The 17,761-nt window shown below is 41.9% G+C and carries 15 protein-coding genes and 1 pseudogene; all 16 read left to right on the top strand.

Going from position 1 to position 17,761, the window contains the following annotated elements; genetic code table 11:
- On the top strand, window positions 1–744 hold the full coding sequence (locus ACYCSE_RS06350) for a sugar phosphate nucleotidyltransferase (protein ID WP_250260313.1): 744 nt from the start codon (window positions 1–3) through the stop codon (window positions 742–744).
- Between the two features lie 30 nt (window positions 745–774).
- Complete coding sequence (rfbC, locus tag ACYCSE_RS06345) at window positions 775–1,323, top strand: dTDP-4-dehydrorhamnose 3,5-epimerase (RefSeq protein WP_250260314.1); 549 nt, start codon at window positions 775–777, stop codon at window positions 1,321–1,323.
- A 113-nt stretch (window positions 1,324–1,436) separates the two neighbouring features.
- Window positions 1,437–2,456, top strand: coding sequence for a dTDP-glucose 4,6-dehydratase (rfbB, locus tag ACYCSE_RS06340; RefSeq protein WP_250260315.1), 1,020 nt, complete (start codon window positions 1,437–1,439; stop codon window positions 2,454–2,456).
- A gap of 2 nt (window positions 2,457–2,458) precedes the next feature.
- Complete coding sequence (rfbD, locus tag ACYCSE_RS06335) at window positions 2,459–3,328, top strand: dTDP-4-dehydrorhamnose reductase (RefSeq protein ID WP_250260316.1); 870 nt, start codon at window positions 2,459–2,461, stop codon at window positions 3,326–3,328.
- A gap of 129 nt (window positions 3,329–3,457) precedes the next feature.
- On the top strand, window positions 3,458–3,799 hold the full coding sequence (locus tag ACYCSE_RS06330; protein ID WP_250260317.1) for a GtrA family protein: 342 nt from the start codon (window positions 3,458–3,460) through the stop codon (window positions 3,797–3,799).
- Window positions 3,800–3,810: 11 nt separating this feature from the next.
- Window positions 3,811–6,033: a DUF6311 domain-containing protein gene (locus ACYCSE_RS06325; RefSeq protein WP_250260318.1), complete on the top strand. Its 2,223-nt coding sequence runs from the start codon at window positions 3,811–3,813 to the stop codon at window positions 6,031–6,033.
- Between the two features lie 51 nt (window positions 6,034–6,084).
- On the top strand, window positions 6,085–7,062 hold the full coding sequence (locus ACYCSE_RS06320) for a glycosyltransferase family 2 protein (RefSeq protein ID WP_250260319.1): 978 nt from the start codon (window positions 6,085–6,087) through the stop codon (window positions 7,060–7,062).
- 198 nt (window positions 7,063–7,260) lie between these two features.
- Window positions 7,261–7,569, top strand: a pseudogene (locus tag ACYCSE_RS06315) (glycosyltransferase); the annotation flags it as partial.
- A gap of 21 nt (window positions 7,570–7,590) precedes the next feature.
- On the top strand, window positions 7,591–8,232 hold the full coding sequence (locus ACYCSE_RS06310) for a glycosyltransferase family protein (RefSeq protein WP_459701836.1): 642 nt from the start codon (window positions 7,591–7,593) through the stop codon (window positions 8,230–8,232).
- 221 nt (window positions 8,233–8,453) lie between these two features.
- On the top strand, window positions 8,454–8,510 hold the full coding sequence (locus ACYCSE_RS06305; RefSeq protein WP_413782955.1) for a hypothetical protein: 57 nt from the start codon (window positions 8,454–8,456) through the stop codon (window positions 8,508–8,510).
- A 371-nt stretch (window positions 8,511–8,881) separates the two neighbouring features.
- A complete protein-coding gene (locus tag ACYCSE_RS06300; RefSeq protein WP_254328323.1) occupies window positions 8,882–9,790 on the top strand; it encodes a glycosyltransferase family 2 protein in 909 nt (302 codons plus the stop codon).
- The gene (locus ACYCSE_RS06295; protein WP_459701835.1) at window positions 9,787–11,187 is read left to right on the top strand and encodes an undecaprenyl-phosphate glucose phosphotransferase; all 1,401 of its coding nucleotides are present in this window, start codon (window positions 9,787–9,789) and stop codon (window positions 11,185–11,187) included. The genes ACYCSE_RS06300 and ACYCSE_RS06295 overlap by 4 nt, the downstream gene beginning before the upstream one ends.
- 106 nt (window positions 11,188–11,293) lie before the next feature.
- A complete protein-coding gene (locus ACYCSE_RS06290; RefSeq protein ID WP_322163111.1) occupies window positions 11,294–12,166 on the top strand; it encodes a phosphatidylinositol-specific phospholipase C/glycerophosphodiester phosphodiesterase family protein in 873 nt (290 codons plus the stop codon).
- Between the two features lie 144 nt (window positions 12,167–12,310).
- Window positions 12,311–13,003, top strand: a complete 693-nt coding sequence (gene pcrB, locus ACYCSE_RS06285; RefSeq protein ID WP_459701834.1) for a heptaprenylglyceryl phosphate synthase — start codon at window positions 12,311–12,313, stop codon at window positions 13,001–13,003.
- 41 nt (window positions 13,004–13,044) lie between these two features.
- A complete protein-coding gene (gene pcrA, locus ACYCSE_RS06280; protein ID WP_069290489.1) occupies window positions 13,045–15,369 on the top strand; it encodes a DNA helicase PcrA in 2,325 nt (774 codons plus the stop codon).
- A gap of 90 nt (window positions 15,370–15,459) precedes the next feature.
- Window positions 15,460–17,475 (top strand): NAD-dependent DNA ligase LigA, encoded by a 2,016-nt coding sequence (ligA, locus tag ACYCSE_RS06275; protein WP_250266763.1) that lies wholly within the window; start codon window positions 15,460–15,462, stop codon window positions 17,473–17,475.
- The last annotated feature ends 286 nt before the right edge of the window (window positions 17,476–17,761 follow it).

The raw sequence follows: 17,761 nt of genomic DNA, 5'->3' as shown, positions 1-17,761 counted from the left end.
ATGAAAGGAATAATTCTTGCAGGTGGTACAGGCTCACGTCTCTACCCTTTAACCAAGGTAACGAATAAACACTTATTACCTGTTGGTAAGTACCCAATGATCTTTCATTCGGTAAATAAACTCAAACAAGCAAACGTTCTTGATATTCTAATTGTAACCGGTAAGGACCACATGGGAGATGTTGTTAATCTTCTTGGTAGTGGTCGTGAAATGGGAGTGACGTTCACTTATAAAGTACAAGATGAAGCTGGTGGAATCGCACAAGCTCTTGACTTGGCTGAACAATTTGTGGGCGATGATCAAATGGTTGTAATTTTAGGAGACAATGTATTTGAAGATGATATTGCGCCTTTTGCGGACAATTTCCGTAACCAAACGACGGGGGCCAAGATACTACTTCAACAAGTCCAAGATCCTCATCGTTTTGGCGTGGCTGAGCTGGAAGGAGAACGAATTGTTTCTATTGAAGAAAAACCTAAAAATCCTAAAAGTAATTTTGCCGTAACGGGTATTTATATGTTTGATCATAATGTATTTGAAATTGTAAAAACGCTCAAGCCTTCCGCGCGTGGAGAACTAGAGATTACTGATGTTAACAATGCATATATTGCTAATGGGACTTTGACATACGATGTCCTTCAAGGCTGGTGGACTGATGCTGGAACCCATCCATCTCTTGCACGTGCTAATGAACTAGCTAAAGATCTCGTCTTTGGCGACGAATTTGGGAAATTAAAGCTATAAAAATTATAATTGAAGGGAGGATACATATTGATGAAAGTAATTCCTCTGAAACTAAAAGGAGCCAAAATCATTGAACCCGTGGTTCATGGTGATCACCGTGGTTTCTTTATGGAAAGTTACAATGAGCAGATCATGAAAGACAATGGTATTAATCATTCTTTTATTCAGGATAATCAGTCCTTATCTGTAGAGACTGGTGTGATCCGAGGGTTGCATTACCAGCTTAATCCTAAAGCCCAGACCAAACTCATTCGAGTGCTCTCTGGAGCCATCTATGATGTTATTGTGGATATTCGTAAAAGTTCTCCAACATTCGGCCAATGGGTCGGGGTAATCTTAAGCGAGCATAATAGACGTCAGCTGCTGGTGCCTAAAGGGTTTGCTCATGGGTTCTGTACGCTTGTTCCAAATACTCAAGTGCTGTATAAGGTAGACGAGTATTACTCACCCGAGAATGATCGGGGAATTCTGTGGAATGACTCTGCGCTAGGGATTGATTGGCCAACTTCTCAGGCTATTCTTTCAGAGAAGGATCAGAAGCATCCGGTACTGGCTGATGCAGACATTAATTTTGATTAGAGGATTAAACCTCAACTATATACACAGTTGAACTAATAAAAAACCATTTTTGTTTCTTATTAGTTCAATAAAGCATATCTTATATGTATTAGAGTATGATTTAGGAGGACTATATGAAACTTCTTGTCACCGGCGGGGCCGGATTTATTGGCAGCAACTTTGTATTATACATGTTAAAGCAACACCCAGATTACGAAATTGTGAATGTGGATGCACTCACGTATGCAGGCAATCTGGAGAATTTGAAATCCATCGAAAATCACCCTAAACATAGCTTTGTCAAAGCGGATATTACCGATACACAAACGATTGACCAGGTGATGCAGCAGGGAATTGATGTAGTGGTGAACTTTGCAGCTGAATCGCATGTAGATCGGAGCATTTTGGAACCCGAAGTGTTTGTAAAAACAAACGTATTGGGTACGCAGGTGCTACTGGATGCTGCAAAAAAGTACAAAATAACCAAGTTTGTACAGGTATCAACAGACGAGGTGTATGGCACTCTGGGTGAAACAGGCTTGTTTACGGAGGAAACTCCACTTCAGCCCAATAGCCCATACTCTGCGTCCAAGGCAGGCGGCGATTTGTTGGCTCGTGCATATCACGAGACCTTTGGTCTACCAGTGAATATCACACGTTGTTCCAACAACTATGGCCCATATCAGTTTCCGGAAAAGCTGATTCCGCTGATGATCTCACGTGCGCTGAGTGATCAGCAGCTGCCTGTATACGGGGATGGTTTGAACATTCGCGATTGGTTGTATGTAGAGGATCATTGCAGTGCAATTGATCTGGTCATTCATCAGGGTAAGTTTGGTGAGGTATACAATATCGGTGGAAATAACGAGCGGACGAATGTGCACATCGTCAAAACGGTATTGGAGGAGCTGGGCAAGCCAGAATCTCTAATTTCGTATGTGCAGGATCGTCCGGGGCATGACCGTCGTTATGGTATTGACCCGACTAAAACAATGAATGAGCTGGGCTGGAAGCCCAAGCATTCTTTTGAGACGGGCATTAAAGAAACAATTAGTTGGTATTTGGATAATAAGGAATGGTTGATCCGCATTCAATCTGGTGAATACCAGCAGTATTATGCTAAGCAGTATGACTCTCGCTTGGGGGATTCGTAGTTATGAAGGTTCTGGTTACTGGAGCATACGGCCAACTGGGCAAGGATGTGGTAAAAGTCTTTCAGGAGAAGGGTCATGATGTAGTTGGTTGCGGCCGAGATGAACTGGATATAACGAACTTGGAGCAGGCTGTTAAGATTATTGAACAATTTCAGCCTGACGCTGTGATTCACTGTGCCGCCTATACAGCAGTGGATGCGGCAGAGACGGATGTAGACAGGGCTTATCAGGTAAACGCGGCGGGAACACGAAATATGGCAATTGCTACGGAGAAGGTGGGCGCCAAGCTGGTTTATATTAGTACGGATTATGTGTTCGATGGTTCGGCGGTGCAGCCTTACCACGAGTATGATAATACCAATCCACAAAGTATCTATGGTAAATCCAAACGTGCAGGTGAAGTATTGACTCAGACGCTTTCCAGCAGGTATTTTATTGTGCGTACATCCTGGGTCTATGGATTACATGGGAATAATTTTGTTAAAACGATGCTGAAGCTTGGGCAGGAAAAGCCTCAGCTTCAGGTTGTGCATGACCAGAAAGGTTCACCAACTTACACAGTGGATTTGGCGTTTTTTTTGGTGGAGTTGGCTCAGACGGAGAAATATGGCGTTTATCACGCATCCAACAGTGGCACATGTACTTGGTATGAGTTTACGCAGGCTATTTTCCACGATGCGGCGGAACTACTTGGTGCTAAAATCACTGCAAAACTAGAACCGTGCAGTACAGAACAATTCCCGAGACCGGCAGCACGACCTTGTAATTCCGTAATGGAGCACATTTCCATTCGTGCAAATGGTTTGAAGGATTTACGTGCTTGGCGCGAAGGATTACAGTCCTTTATGAGAGAATTGGAAAAAGTAAAATAAATGTACACCTTTCTGAGCAAGAGATCTACCGAAGGGTGGGATCTCAGGAACTGTTGCTTATCCATATTATAGGGAAAGAAGAGACGGACCATTATTATAAGATATCTTATTGTTGGGATTGTTAATACTTTGGTTGGGCTTACATCTGTATTACTACTCTTTAATCTACTTAATTTTAATTATTGGGTCTCAAGTTCTGTCGGGAATATATTTGGAATTTTAGTTAGTTTTTTCTTGAATAAAAAATATACTTTTAAATCACAGAACAAAATAGTAAGCACCCTATTTAAATTTATTTTAGTGTCATTATTTTGTTATATAATATCCTATTCTATTGGTTATTTTATTTCATTAAAAAATATTATCGGAAACTGGACATTGGCCAGTAATCTATCCATTCTCCTTTCTTCTGGGCTTTATACTATATTGGGGTATATAGGACATAAAAAAATTACCTTTGCCTCTAAATAACCGGGGGTCATATGAAATCCATATTTAGCTTGCGTAATAATTTAATTATTATATGTGCTTTAATATTAGTAATCACGTTCAGTTGGCATTATGGTTCTATTTACCTCTCTTTAGGTACTTGTATCATTATCAGTGTACTATTTCTAGTATTGAATAATAGTATTAATTTTGATAAAAATACAATTAATATTTTGCGTTTAGTAATAAGCATAGGAATAGCTATAATATTTTTTATTACAGTGCTAAGCGCAAAGGTATTAAATACTTCAACCATTGATTGGCTATTATCACGTGCTGATCCCGCTCAACATTTTTTGGGGTGGCACTTTTTCAGAAATGAGCCATGGAGAGTACCCCCGGGTATTATAACTGATTTTAATACACCAACAGGAACATCTATCACTTATACTGATTCTATACCATTACTGGCCTTTTTCTTTAAAATTTTTAGTCGTTTACTTCCCAATGAATTTCAATACTTAGGAATTTGGATTCTTCTATGTTACATTCTTCAAGCTTTATTTGGTATGTTGTTTATGAGAAGGTTGACTTCTAATATTTCACTACAGCTTTTAGGCTTAATGTTTTTCATAATGAGTCCAGTTATGTTATGGAGAGCCTATGGTCATGAAGCCTTAATGGGACATTGGCTTATTCTCGCTTCACTTTACCTTATGAAAAAAGACTATAAACACATTTACTGGCTACTTCTGTTATCAGTAAGTCTTCTCGTACATCCATATCTATTTTTAATGAGTCTACTGTTCTTCTTTATAAAAATTTGCGAGCTATTATTTAACCGACTTATTAATATAACTAGTTGTTTAATTTACCTTACGACTGCAGGTGTAGTTATACTTTTAGTTCTTTGGTTTATTGGATATTTTTATTTCAGATCATCAGGAGTTTCTGATGGTTTTGGTTTCTACTCAATGAATATAAATTCTGTTTTTAATCCTCAAGGGTGGTCTCAATATGTACTTAAAGATCAGCCTAATGCTACTGGGGGGCAATATGAAGGGTTTAATTATTTAGGATTAGGGATTCTTTTGCTAATGATGTGGGGTTTTTATTCGATAGTTACAGGAAGGTCAGCTATCCATTTTAAAGGTAATACATGCTTGTTAGTTGCGAGCATTATTTTGAGCTTGATTGCATTAAGCAACATAATTACTTTTGGAGATAGAGTTTTATTTGAAATTCCAATTCCTGAATTACTGCTAAAGATATGTAATGTTGTTAGAGCCTCCGGAAGATTCTTCTGGCCCGTTTATTATATGATTATTATTTTATCTCTCACTATTGTTATTAAAAGTACTAAAACTAAAGGTGCAATGGTACTCTTGATAGTAGCATTGTCTGTACAATTTACTGACCTATCGGGGAAATTCACTGAATTTCATGAAATGTATGCAAGTGAGGCTAAATGGGATAATCCGTTAAAATCAGAAATATGGGAGAAGATTGATGGAGGGAAATACCGTAATATAGTATTTGTACCAGCAGTGGCCAACAAAGAGTCTGTTGCTTTTTCTATGTTGGCATCAAAAAAAGGTATGACTATAAACGCTGTATATACCGCAAGAGACGATTATGCTAAAAGAGAGCAATATAATAATGAGTTAACTAATAGTTTTAAAAATGGGGTTTGGGATACAAAAGGTATATATATTGTTGATAACTCATTACTTATCAGTACAATAGAAAATAAAAAGGCTAATGATTTATTTCTTTCTGTTGATGGGTTTAACTTGTTGATTCCAAATGGAGTATTAGATAAAAATTTTAAAGATTTTGATTTGAAGCCATTTAACTTTCATTATACGTATGGTCATAAAATAAATTTTGGATCAAGTGGAGACTCGCATGTTATAAAGGGCTATGGATGGGGAGAGTCTGAAGAAAAGAACACTTGGACATTTGGAAAGGAAGCAAGTTTATATTTTGTTTTAGATAAACCTAAAAAAGATTTAATGTTATCTATCAGAATGTCCCCACTAACAGGTGGTTCACTAAAAGAACAACATATAACTCTTATTGCGAATAACCATAAGATTAAAGAGTTAAGCATCACTTCAACGAGTGATTACCAATTTTTGATTCCAAAAGATATAGTAAATAATAAACTTAAAATTATTTTAAATTTACCAAATGCAGCTACTCCTAAAGAATTAGGTATAAACGGTGACACGAGAGTACTTGCTCTCTCTGTAGAGTCGTTAAGTTTAGACTAAATTAATATCTGTATGTTGACAGTTAATCTTCTACAATTGAAAGGATAGCAGATGACTAATAATGAATTTAATATATCAATTATTGTCCCTATGTTTAACGAAGGTGAAAATGTTAATGTTTTTTATGAAAGAATGACTAATTTATTAAATAGTTATGACTATAATTATACAATTATTTGTATTAATGATGGCAGTAAAGACGATACTATGGAAAGACTTAGGATTGTTGCAAGCCAAGATAAGAGAGTGAAAGTTATTAATTTATCCCGAAACTTTGGAAAAGAAATTGCTATGTCTGCGGGATTACGTTATTCACAGTCTGATATAGTAATCCCTATTGATGCTGATCTACAGGATCCTCCAGAAGTAATACCACTTCTCATTGAAAAATGGAAAGAAGGGTATGACGTAGTTTATGCAACACGCTTAAAAAGAGAAGGTGAAACTTGGTTCAAAAAATTTACTGCACATTTCTTTTATAGGGTCATAGGAAAAATGACTCGGTTTGAAATCCCTGCAGATACAGGCGATTTTAGATTGATGACAAAACAAGTTGTAGAAGCCCTCAATAAGTTGCCAGAACAGCATCGATTCATGAAGGGCTTATTTAGTTGGGTGGGTTTTAAACAAACGAGCATCTCTTATTATAGAGAGCCAAGATATGCGGGTAAAAGTAGTTTTAATTACTGGAAACTTTGGAACTTTGCTATTGAGGGAATAACTTCCTTCTCATTTGCTCCTTTACAAATAGCTACTTATTTAGGTCTGGTTATAGCAGGGCTGTCGTTACTATATGCCATATATTTAATTGTAGCGACAATTACTCTAGGTAATGCTGTAGCAGGGTATCCGTCTTTAATGGTAGCAATTTTGTTTTTTGGAGGAGTTCAACTAATGACTCTGGGGTTAATCGGTGAGTATGTGGGTAGAATATATAATGAATCCAAACGGAGACCATTGTATCTAGTAAAAGAAGAGATTAACGTAGACAATAGCCAGAGATCATTTGAACTGAAATTATTAAAATAATGATTATACTGACTGTTATTGATGAATGGGACTTACATTAACAATATAAAGAATATATTGAGAATATCGATAATAACTCCCATTATAAATATAATGGGAGTTATTATCGATATTCATTCTAAACGATGTAAAACAGAAAGAATAATTATTACTATTCTATGCATATTTACGTATATTATTATTCGGTAAAATGTTTAAATTCTAAATTCATATTGTAGGGAGGTCATTACTCTGAACAGACCTAACGTACAAATTTTATTATCTACATATAACGGAGCAGCTTACTTAGATGAGCAGATAGAAAGTCTCATCAATCAAAAAGACGTAGAAATTCAGATTCTAATTCGTGATGATGGCTCGACAGATGATACGGTTGCCAAGTTGAGCGCGCTGAAGCAACGTTATCCTCAACAGATTTTTTTATGCCTTGAGAGCAATGTAGGGGTTATTAAAAGCTTTTTTGATCTGATTCAAAGATCGTCTGAGACATTCGACTATTACGCTTTTTGTGATCAGGATGATGTGTGGATGCCGAATAAACTTGCTCAGGCTGTGGCTCATCTCAGGGTTCAGGATGAGAGCCGACCGCTGATGTACTGTTCTGCTACTCAAATGGTCTCTCAAACATTGGAACCACTCAAAGTATGGCCAGCTGACATCCCCCGACCTGTATCCTTCTATAATGCTCTCATTGAGAATGTATGTGTAGGTTGTACCATGGTGATCAATAAAGAAACACTCAAGCTCGTGAAAAAGAGAATTCCGACTTCTTTGGATAATATTATCATGCATGACTGGTGGATTTACTTATGCACTTCCTCTTTTGGTGAGGTTGTTTTTGACCCCGATCCGTACATTTGGTATCGGCAGCATCAAAACAATGTGCTGGGAGGTTCTACGGATGGCTGGGTTAGCAAGTGGAGGAAAAGACTAAGTAGATTTGCAAAAGGAAAAAATCGCTATATTTTAAGCAAACAAGCCCAACAATTTATTCAACTTTATGGACAAGACATGTCTCCTCAAATGTATAAAGATATGGATCAATTCCTGGACAGCTACCAAAAGGGTGTGTTTTCTCGTATGAAATATATTTGGCAGTCTCCATTTTACAGGCAGTCACGGTTGGACAACTGGATTTATAAGTTGGTTTTTGTATTGAGGAAGTTATAGAGGTATGGAAAGAAAAAATATTGAAACTTTTTTCCATATATAAGCGTCAAATAGTCAAAGGTGCAAATGAATACTAGATAAAATACCATCGAATGCGTGTTCCTTTATGGAAAAATATAGTATAATTGAAACGTGCAACCGATAGAGCTGCCAAGGGCGGTCGGCTAACTCTCCCGAGGAGGGGGGTGAAGCCTGTGACAGTGTTTGAGGCGCTCAGTTTAATGCTGACGTTCGGGGCGTTAATCGTCACACTGTTAGAGTTTAACAAACGAAAATAGACCGCCCCCGCAAGGAAGGGTCTATTTTCGGCCTAATTGTTCCAAAACCGTCCGCTCTTGGAGCGTTGGTTGCGCAGGGGCTGGCTGGCACCAGCCCTTTTTCCATGTATATCTTACCACGATGAATTTTAGACCTCAACCGAGGATTTTACAAAAATCTAATAAACGACTTCCAATGAACTATATATAGATCGAAATGGTTTCGTTTGTCTATATTTGCACTTTGGAGCAACTGGGATCGAATTTTTTGAAATTCTGCTAACTATGTAAGGTTACAAGTTATGTGCTTTTTTGCGCCCCGTGGTCTGCGCGGTATGCTATAATAGGCGATAGTAGAATAGATTACTGAATTTGTCAGGAGCGTTTTAAATATGGATGTAAGCATACTGGTCGTCAACTATAATACGTGTCGATTGACGCTGGATTGTTTGCAATCGGTGTATGCGTCAAAGTCGCAGTACCGATATGAAGTGATTGTGATTGATAATCACTCTAGTGACGGATCTGTTGAGGCTATTCGTGCTGCATACCCGGAGATTACGTTGATAGCCAATAAGAATAATACAGGTTTTGCCAAGGCGAACAACCAGGGGATGGAAGTAGCCAGCGGGCGTTATGTATTGTTATTGAACTCCGATACGTTGGTGCAACCGGACACGCTGGATACAATGATTCAGTTTATGGATACGCATCCGGAAATGGGAGCATCGGGCTGTAAGGTCATCTTGCCAGATGGCTCGCTAGATAAGGCTTGTAAGCGTGGCTTTCCAACGCCGTCAGCTTCTTTTTACTACGCTTTCGGCTGGTCGAAGCGTTACCCGGATAACCCGAAGTACAATCAATATCAGCTTGGGCATCTAAGCCCGGATGATGAGTATCCAGTAGATGTACTGGTAGGTGCTTTTATGCTGGTGCGCCGGGAGACGATTGACCAGGTCGGTGGCTTGGATGAAACCTTTTTTATGTATGGTGAGGATATTGATTGGTGTTACCGGATTAAGCAAGCCGGGTGGGGCATTTACTACTACCCGCGCACATATATTATTCATATCAAAGGGGGCAGCGCTCGCCGTCGTCCTTTGAAAATTATTTATGAGTTTCATAGAGCTATGTGGGTATTTCATCGTAAGCATTATAAACAGCAATACAGTTGGATCACCAATATGGCTGTATATGCGGGAATTACGGTGAAGTTTGGCATGGCCTTTCTAAAAAATAAGTTGTCTGCACCGGTCAAGCCGGACAGCGGGGAACAATCTCGTACTGAGGTGAAAGCATGATACGCAGAAATCAGCGTTTTTTAACCCAATTATATATTGTGGCGGATTTCGCGGTCATTCAGTTGTCCTTTCTGATCGCTTGGTTTTTCAAATTTGAAAGTGAATGGATCACCTATAAAGAACCGCTTCCTATTCAAGTATATGGAGGCTGGAGCTTAATCTACGGCCTGATTGCCGTAGTGCTGGGGATGTTATTCTCGCTCTATTCGCCCAAACGCAAAAAACGATTTGCAGATGACGTATTCCGCGTCACCCAAATTCATATTGTTGGCCTGTTCGTGCTGTTGAGTGTGATGTTCTTCGTGAAGCAAATCGACATTTCGCGGTCCTATCTGGCGATCTATATGGTTGGGAATGTGCTGCTTATTTTGTTTTACCGGTTCTTTTTGAAGCAAGTTCTTAAAGCTCTCCGTCAAAAAGGGTACAACAAGCAGTTCATGCTTATTCTCGGGGCGGGTACTCTAGGCCAACGATTTTATCATAATCTTGGACAGTATCCTGATCTAGGATACGAGGTCGTGGGTTTTCTGGATGATAAGCGGCATTGGAGTGAAGAGGAAGCGGCGCATTTCCGCCCGATTCTTGGAGGCTTAGATCAATTGGAGGCTACGCTGTCGTGTCTGATGATTGACGAGGTCATTCTGGCGCTTCCGCTGGATGCCCATGATAAGTACCCCAAGATTATCAATATGTGTGAAAAGGCTGGAGTGCGCACGCTTATAATCCCCGACTTTTTCGATTATTTGCCGGCTCGTCCGTACTTTGATAACTTTGCAGGTATGCCGATGATTAATGTACGGGATATTCCACTGGATGTGGCGGGGAATCGATTGTTTAAGCGTCTATTCGATATTTTATTCTCTTTATTCGCGATTCTTCTGACCTCTCCGATCATGCTGGCAGTGGCGATTGGTGTAATGATCACATCCAGAGGGCCCATCATTTTTAAGCAAGAGCGGGTGGGCTTGAATCGTCGCACCTTCCGAATGTACAAATTTCGTTCGATGAAGGTGCTGCCTCCTGGAACTGAAGATACGGGCTGGACGACTGCTAATGACCCAAGACGCACACGTTTTGGTACTTTTATTCGTAAAACGAGTCTCGACGAGCTGCCTCAATTTTTCAACGTTCTGCTGGGTGATATGAGTGTCGTTGGTCCACGCCCAGAACGACCCTATTATGTGGATCAGTTCCGTGAGGAAATTCCAAAATACATGGTGAAGCATCATGTTCGTCCTGGAATCACAGGCTGGGCACAGAGCAACGGGTTGCGTGGAGATACATCTATTGAGGAACGGATTAAGCATGACATCTTCTATATTGAGAACTGGTCGCTCTTATTCGATATTAAAATTATTTTCCGCACGATTCGCAACGGTTTCAAGAACGCGTATTAATACAGAAGCACCCTTCGGTTTAGCCGGAGGGTGTTTTTGCGTCTGGCAGTTGTTTTGAGCATGCGTATGTGGGGTATTGACCTGTACGAAAAGGATGTGACACCCCATGAAACGATTGATTGTTGCGGTTATTCTTTTAATGTTAATCGGCACATTTTTACTGGCATACAAAGGAAAATCTACAGAAGAACATACTGGCTTTACCACGTACCGTGTGATTTCGCATGCCATGGGAGCCGTTGATGGTTTAGCCTATACTAATGCGCGTGAAGCGTTTGTGGAAAATTATAAAAAAGGCAGCCGCGTATTCGAGGTCGACCTGATGTTTACATCGGATGGACAATTGGTGGCGCGCCATGAATGGACAGAATCTTTTACAGAGCAAATGCAACAGGAACATGCAGTTGCTACGGAACAGGGCGGAAAACCTTGGAGCTATCATCAATTTAAGAACACCCCCATACACGGTTCCTATACCCCAGTAGATTGGAAGGATGTATTGGATTTATTGGAAACATACCCGGATGCTTATATTGTGACCGATACGAAAGAACAGGACCCTGCCCAAATCAAACAGTTGTTTGCGCAACTGACCCGTCAGGCACAGAAGAAAAACCCCAATCTTTTGTCCCGTATTGTTCCTCAAATTTATAATGAAGAAATGCTGCAAACGTTGCGGAGTATTTATCCCTATCCATCCGTTATTTATACGCTCTACGCCACAGAGGATAAAGATGACCAGATCATTCGATTTGTACAAGAAAATGATATAACGGCAGTAACTTTACCAGAGAATCGGGTGAGTGGTGCTTTAGTGGAAAGTTTGCGCCAGGCAGGAGCAGTGTGCTACGTAAATACCATTAATGAGTTGAAGGATGCGGCTGAGTATGAACAGATGGGTGTGCGAGGTTTCTATACCGATGTTTTAACGGAAAAAGAACTTAGTAAACGCAGTTGGTTGTATGCGCTACGACCATGAGCTGTCTGAACGGGGTGTTCCCATTTGATACGAACATTGACACCTTTTAAGCACTGTCATAGACTTAGCATAGAACGCTTTTGGATATTGGAATTCGGCTCGACTGGATCATGACAAAAGCAATGGATGCTGGAGGAATGTGTGTTGGCAGATTCAATTCAATCATGGAAGCATGTGTTTAAGCTTGATCCTGACAAGGAACTGGATGATGAGGCACTTGACGCCGTGTGTATGTCTGGTACGGACGCCATTATGGTAGGAGGTTCATCGGGCGTAACCTTTGAAAATACGGTGGATTTGCTGTCACGGGTTCGGCGTTATGAGGTGCCGTGTGTGCTTGAGGTGTCCGATCTGGAGGCTGTAGTGCCAGGGTTTGATCTATATATGATTCCCATGGTACTGAATACCACTGACAGTAATTGGATTCTAGGGCAGCACCAACGTGCGATTGAACAGCTTGGTTATATGATCCCGTGGGAATTGCTTGTGGCGGAAGGATATATTGTTTTGAACGGTGATTCTACGGTCGCTAAGCTTACCGGAGCAGATACTTCGCTGGGTGCTTCATCTGCCGCCTCATATGCACAGATTGCTGACAAGCTCATGCATCTACCGATTGTATATGTGGAATATAGCGGTGCTTTTGGGGATATGGAGCTGGTGCAGAAAATACATCGCAGTACGGAGCGCTCTCGTGTCCTATACGGGGGAGGTATCGTGGATAAATCTACCGCGTTACAAGCGGCTGGCGTTTGTGACACCATTGTAGTAGGAAACATCATTTATCGTGACTTGGCGAAAGCGCTGGAGACGGTAGCTGTGAAATTGGAAGTATAGAACGTGAATTTATGGAAGCTCAGGGAAAGGAGCATGCACGCATGCAATCAATAGATATACACGAGGCGGTAGCTCGCCTTAATCCACCTCAGCGTCAGGCTGTGGAGGCGGTAGATGGTCCACTGCTGATTATGGCTGGCGCAGGCAGTGGTAAGACGCGGGTGCTTACACATCGAATAGCTTACCTCATTGCGACCCGCAAGACGGCTCCATGGGGCATTTTGGCGATTACCTTTACGAACAAGGCCGCGCGTGAGATGCAGGATCGCGTATCCAAGCTGATTGGCCCACAGGGAAGAGATGTATGGGTATCCACCTTCCACTCGATGTGTGTGCGTATTTTACGTCGGGATATCGAGCGGATTGGATTTACCTCGAATTTCAGCATTTTGGATTCTACGGATCAATTGTCTGTTATTCGGAGCTGCATGAAGGATCTGAATATAGACACCAAAAAGTTTGAACCCAAAGCAGTCCAGTCTATGATGAGTACGGCTAAAAATGAACTGGTCACTCCCGAAATGTATGAACGCAAGATTGGCGACTATTTTGAGGGGATTGTGGCGAAGGTATATACCAAGTACCAACAACGACTCAAAAATAACAACTCTCTTGATTTTGATGATTTGATCATGGCAACGATTCAGCTTTTTAAAGAAGTACCTGAGGTACTGGATTTCTATCAGAAGAAATTTCAATACATTCATGTTGATGAATATCAAGATACGAACCGTGCGCAGTACATGCTGTGCAAAATGCTGGCCGACAAGCATCACCGGATTTGCGTAGTAGGTGACAGTGACCAATCCATCTATCGGTGGCGGGGGGCGGATATTAGCAACATTTTGAATTTTGAAGAGGACTACCCGGAAGCGCGCACCATTTTGCTGGAGCAGAACTACCGGTCCACCTCAAATATTCTCAATGCTGCCAACGAAGTTATTGGTCAAAATACAGGTCGCAAGCCGAAGAAACTATGGACTGACAAAGAAGGCGGCGCCAAGATTAAAGTTTATCGTGCTGACTCTGAGCATGATGAGGGCTACTTTATCGCCTCCGAAATTCATAAGAATATTAATGCGGGCAAAACCTATAGCCATCATGCCATTTTGTACCGTACGAATGCTCAGTCTCGGGTTGTCGAGGAAATTTTGATTAAATCGGATATTCCTTACCAGATCGTGGGTGGTATCAAGTTCTATGATCGGAAGGAAATCAAGGATTTGCTGGCGTATCTTCGCCTGCTCTCGAATCCTGACGACGACATCAGCTTGATCCGAATCATTAATGTGCCAAAACGAAGCATCGGAGACACAACCGTCGGCAAATTGCAGGCAGCTGCAGCGGAACGTGGAGTTTCGATTTTCCGTGTCCTTCAAGTTGTAGACGATTTGGGCTTTGCAGGACGTACGCGCAATGCGTTGGTAGAGTTTTACGATATGATTGAAGGTTTAAGTCGGATGGTAGACTACCTGTCAGTTACCGAGTTAACAGAAAAAATGCTGGAAACCACTCAGTATCGCTTGGAGCTGCAAAATGAGAATACACTCGAGTCGCGCTCACGTTTGGAGAATATTGATGAGTTCCTGTCGGTAACCATGGAATTTGAAAAAGGAGCGGAAGACAAGTCCCTCGTCTCCTTCCTGACCGACCTTGCTCTGATTGCCGATATTGATTCCATGAATGACGATGAAGAAGAGCAAAGCGATGCGGTTGTATTGATGACCATGCATAGCGCCAAAGGATTGGAGTTTCCCATCGTATTTATTGTCGGTATGGAGGAGGGAGTATTCCCTCATAGTCGTGCCTTTCTGGATAACGAAGAGCTGGAGGAAGAGCGCAGATTGGCGTATGTCGGGATTACCCGTGCAGAGGAGCAACTGTTCCTTACATGCGCACAGATGCGCACTCTGTTTGGCCGCACCACAGCTAACCCGCCTTCCCGCTTTCTCGAAGAGATTCCGGACGAGTTAAAAGAGGATACGATCATCAAACGTGACCGCTACCGTCGTTCAGGCAATGTAGGCGGATCTTATGGTGGGCGCGGACTGAATAAAGGTAGTGGCAGCAACTTTGGTGGAGAACGCTCGTTTGATACGATGAGCCGTAGTGGTTCGTCCGCTTCCGCGTCACCCCGAGTAACAGTAACGACATCTTCATCCACGAAACCCACTCCGGCTGCTTCGGCAGGAGGTCCCTCCATTTTTGCTGCTGGAGACAAGGTACAGCATGGTAAATGGGGGATTGGAACTATTGTAGCTGTAAAAGGGACGGGCAATGATATGGAGCTTCAAATTGCTTTCCCGGCTCCAGTAGGGGTTAAACGACTGTTAGCTGGCTTTGCACCGATTACAAAAGTAGAATAAATCTCAAACATCATTAAATCTCGAACCTCATGAGTGGCAGCTTGGCTTAGGACCTCTGCCCTGATGAAGTTCCCGGAGGGATACGCCTGCATGAACCCAATGCACAGGATGGAGCAGCTTGTTGCTGAACTGAACACATATAACTATCATTACTACACACTGGATGAACCCAAGATCAGCGACAAAGAATATGATGTGCTTTATGACGAGCTGGTAGCGCTTGAACAGACGAGCGGTCTTGTGCTGCCGGATTCGCCGACACAGCGTGTGGGCGGGGAGTTACTTAAAGGGTTCACACCGCATCGCCACCTTGCCCCATTATGGAGCCTTGATAAAGCTCAGAATATGGAGCAGCTGCGTGCATGGAACGCGCGTGTCGTGAAGCTGGTCAATGATTACAATACCAAGAACCCAGAGCAACCTTTGCCATCTCCAGGTTATGCGATAGAACTTAAATTTGATGGTCTAACGCTGAACCTGACGTATACTGATGGACAGCTGGTACAGGCTTCTACCCGCGGTAATGGTGTGGTGGGTGAGGGGATATTGGCGCAGGTAAAAACAATTAAATCCGTGCCACTTACAATTCCTTTTCGAAATGGAACTATTGAAGTTCAGGGAGAAGGGATAATGAATCTATCTGTACTGTCCAAATATAATGAGACTGCCGCAGACCCTCTTAAAAACGCACGTAACGCCGCAGCTGGCGCTTTGCGTAACTTGAATCCCAAAGTGACAGCAGAACGGCGATTGAATGCATTTTTCTACAATGTGGGTTATGCAGACCGGATCCAGTTTAACAGCCACCAGGAAATGATGACTTTCCTGCGTGAAAATCATTTTAAGGTAAACCCTTACTTGACTTACTTTGATAATTTTGAAGATGTAATGGAGCAACTGATTGAGATTGAAGAATCTCGTGCCGGATTGGATTACCTCATTGATGGGGCAGTATTGAAAATTACAGATATGCGCACACGTGAGGCTCTCGGGTATACCGATAAATTCCCACGCTGGGCGGTGGCCTATAAGTTCGAAGCCGAGGAAACGACAACGGTGCTTAACTCGGTTGAGTGGAATGTAGGACGAACGGGTAAAATCACCCCACTTGCAAGGGTAGAGCCGGTAGAACTGGCGGGAGTCACTGTACAAAATTGTACACTGAACAATGCTGGTGACATCGAGCGCAAAAACCTGAAGTTTGCTTTGGGTGCACGTGTGTTTATCCGTCGCTCAAACGATGTCATTCCGGAGATATTAGGAAAGGTAACATCTGAGCACGACGGAGAGGAAATTGTCGTACCAGATCATTGTCCAGCCTGCGGGTTTCCGTTGCAGCAGCGAGGTGCCCATTTATTTTGCGACAATAAGCTGGGTTGTAAACCACAAATTGTAGCTCGTATTTCCCATTTTGCTTCACGTGATGCTATGGATATTGAGACATTCAGTGACAAAACGGCCATACAGCTGCATGACGAACTGGAAGTGCGCGAGCCTGCGGATCTGTATACACTCCAATATGATGATCTTGTGAAGCTGGAGCGGTTTGGTGAGAAAAAGGCCAGTAACCTCTTGGCAGCACTTGAAAAGAGTAAAGAGAGAGATTTGGCTTCTTTCCTTTATGCTCTAGGTATACCAAATACCGGTAAAGCAACAACACGCATGTTGGCTGAACACTACCGTGATTTGCACAAGACGATGTCCGCTACGGTGGAAGAACTGATAGAACTACCGGATGTGGGCGGGATCGTAGCCGAAAGCATTGTTGCTTTCTTTGCAGATCCATTTACTCAGGCGGGAATTGAAAAGATGCTGTCTCTAGGGGTGAAAGCTCAGGCCCCTGAAGCTCCACAGGAGAAGAAGACAGACAGCTTTTTCAGTGGCAAAACGGTCGTGCTTACAGGTACCTTGCATCAGCTTACGCGTGACGAAGCTGCATCCAAGCTGGAGGCGCTGGGAGCCAAAGTTGCGGGGTCTGTATCGAAAAAGACGGATCTAGTCATAGCTGGTGAAAAGGCTGGGAGTAAGCTGGCTAAGGCCCAACAGCTCGGAATTGACACCATAGAAGATGAGGATGAATTTATCAGACTGCTGGAACAAGAATAATAGTTTTGCAATGAGTGCAGTCATTCCGCTCTGGGGCGGGGTGGCTGCCTTATTATCTGTTGTATAGTAGGAAATAAAATAGATATAAATAAATGCTTGCTAAATAACTGTAGGCATGATATATTATTAGACGTTGCTTTGAGAGTATCATTTCTTGAAGCGAGGTTGCTGAAAAGATAATTAAAAAAAAGATTTGACAAGAAAGCAACCAACATGATATGATATAATTCCTGGCTCGTTGAACGAACGAGAACAGACAAGTTCTTTGAAAACTGAACAAATGGAT

The sequence above is a fragment of the Paenibacillus sp. SEL1 genome (assembly GCF_054602535.1).
The sequence above is the reverse complement of the archived record's forward strand: the minus strand, read 5'-3'. Positions and strand labels throughout refer to the sequence as shown.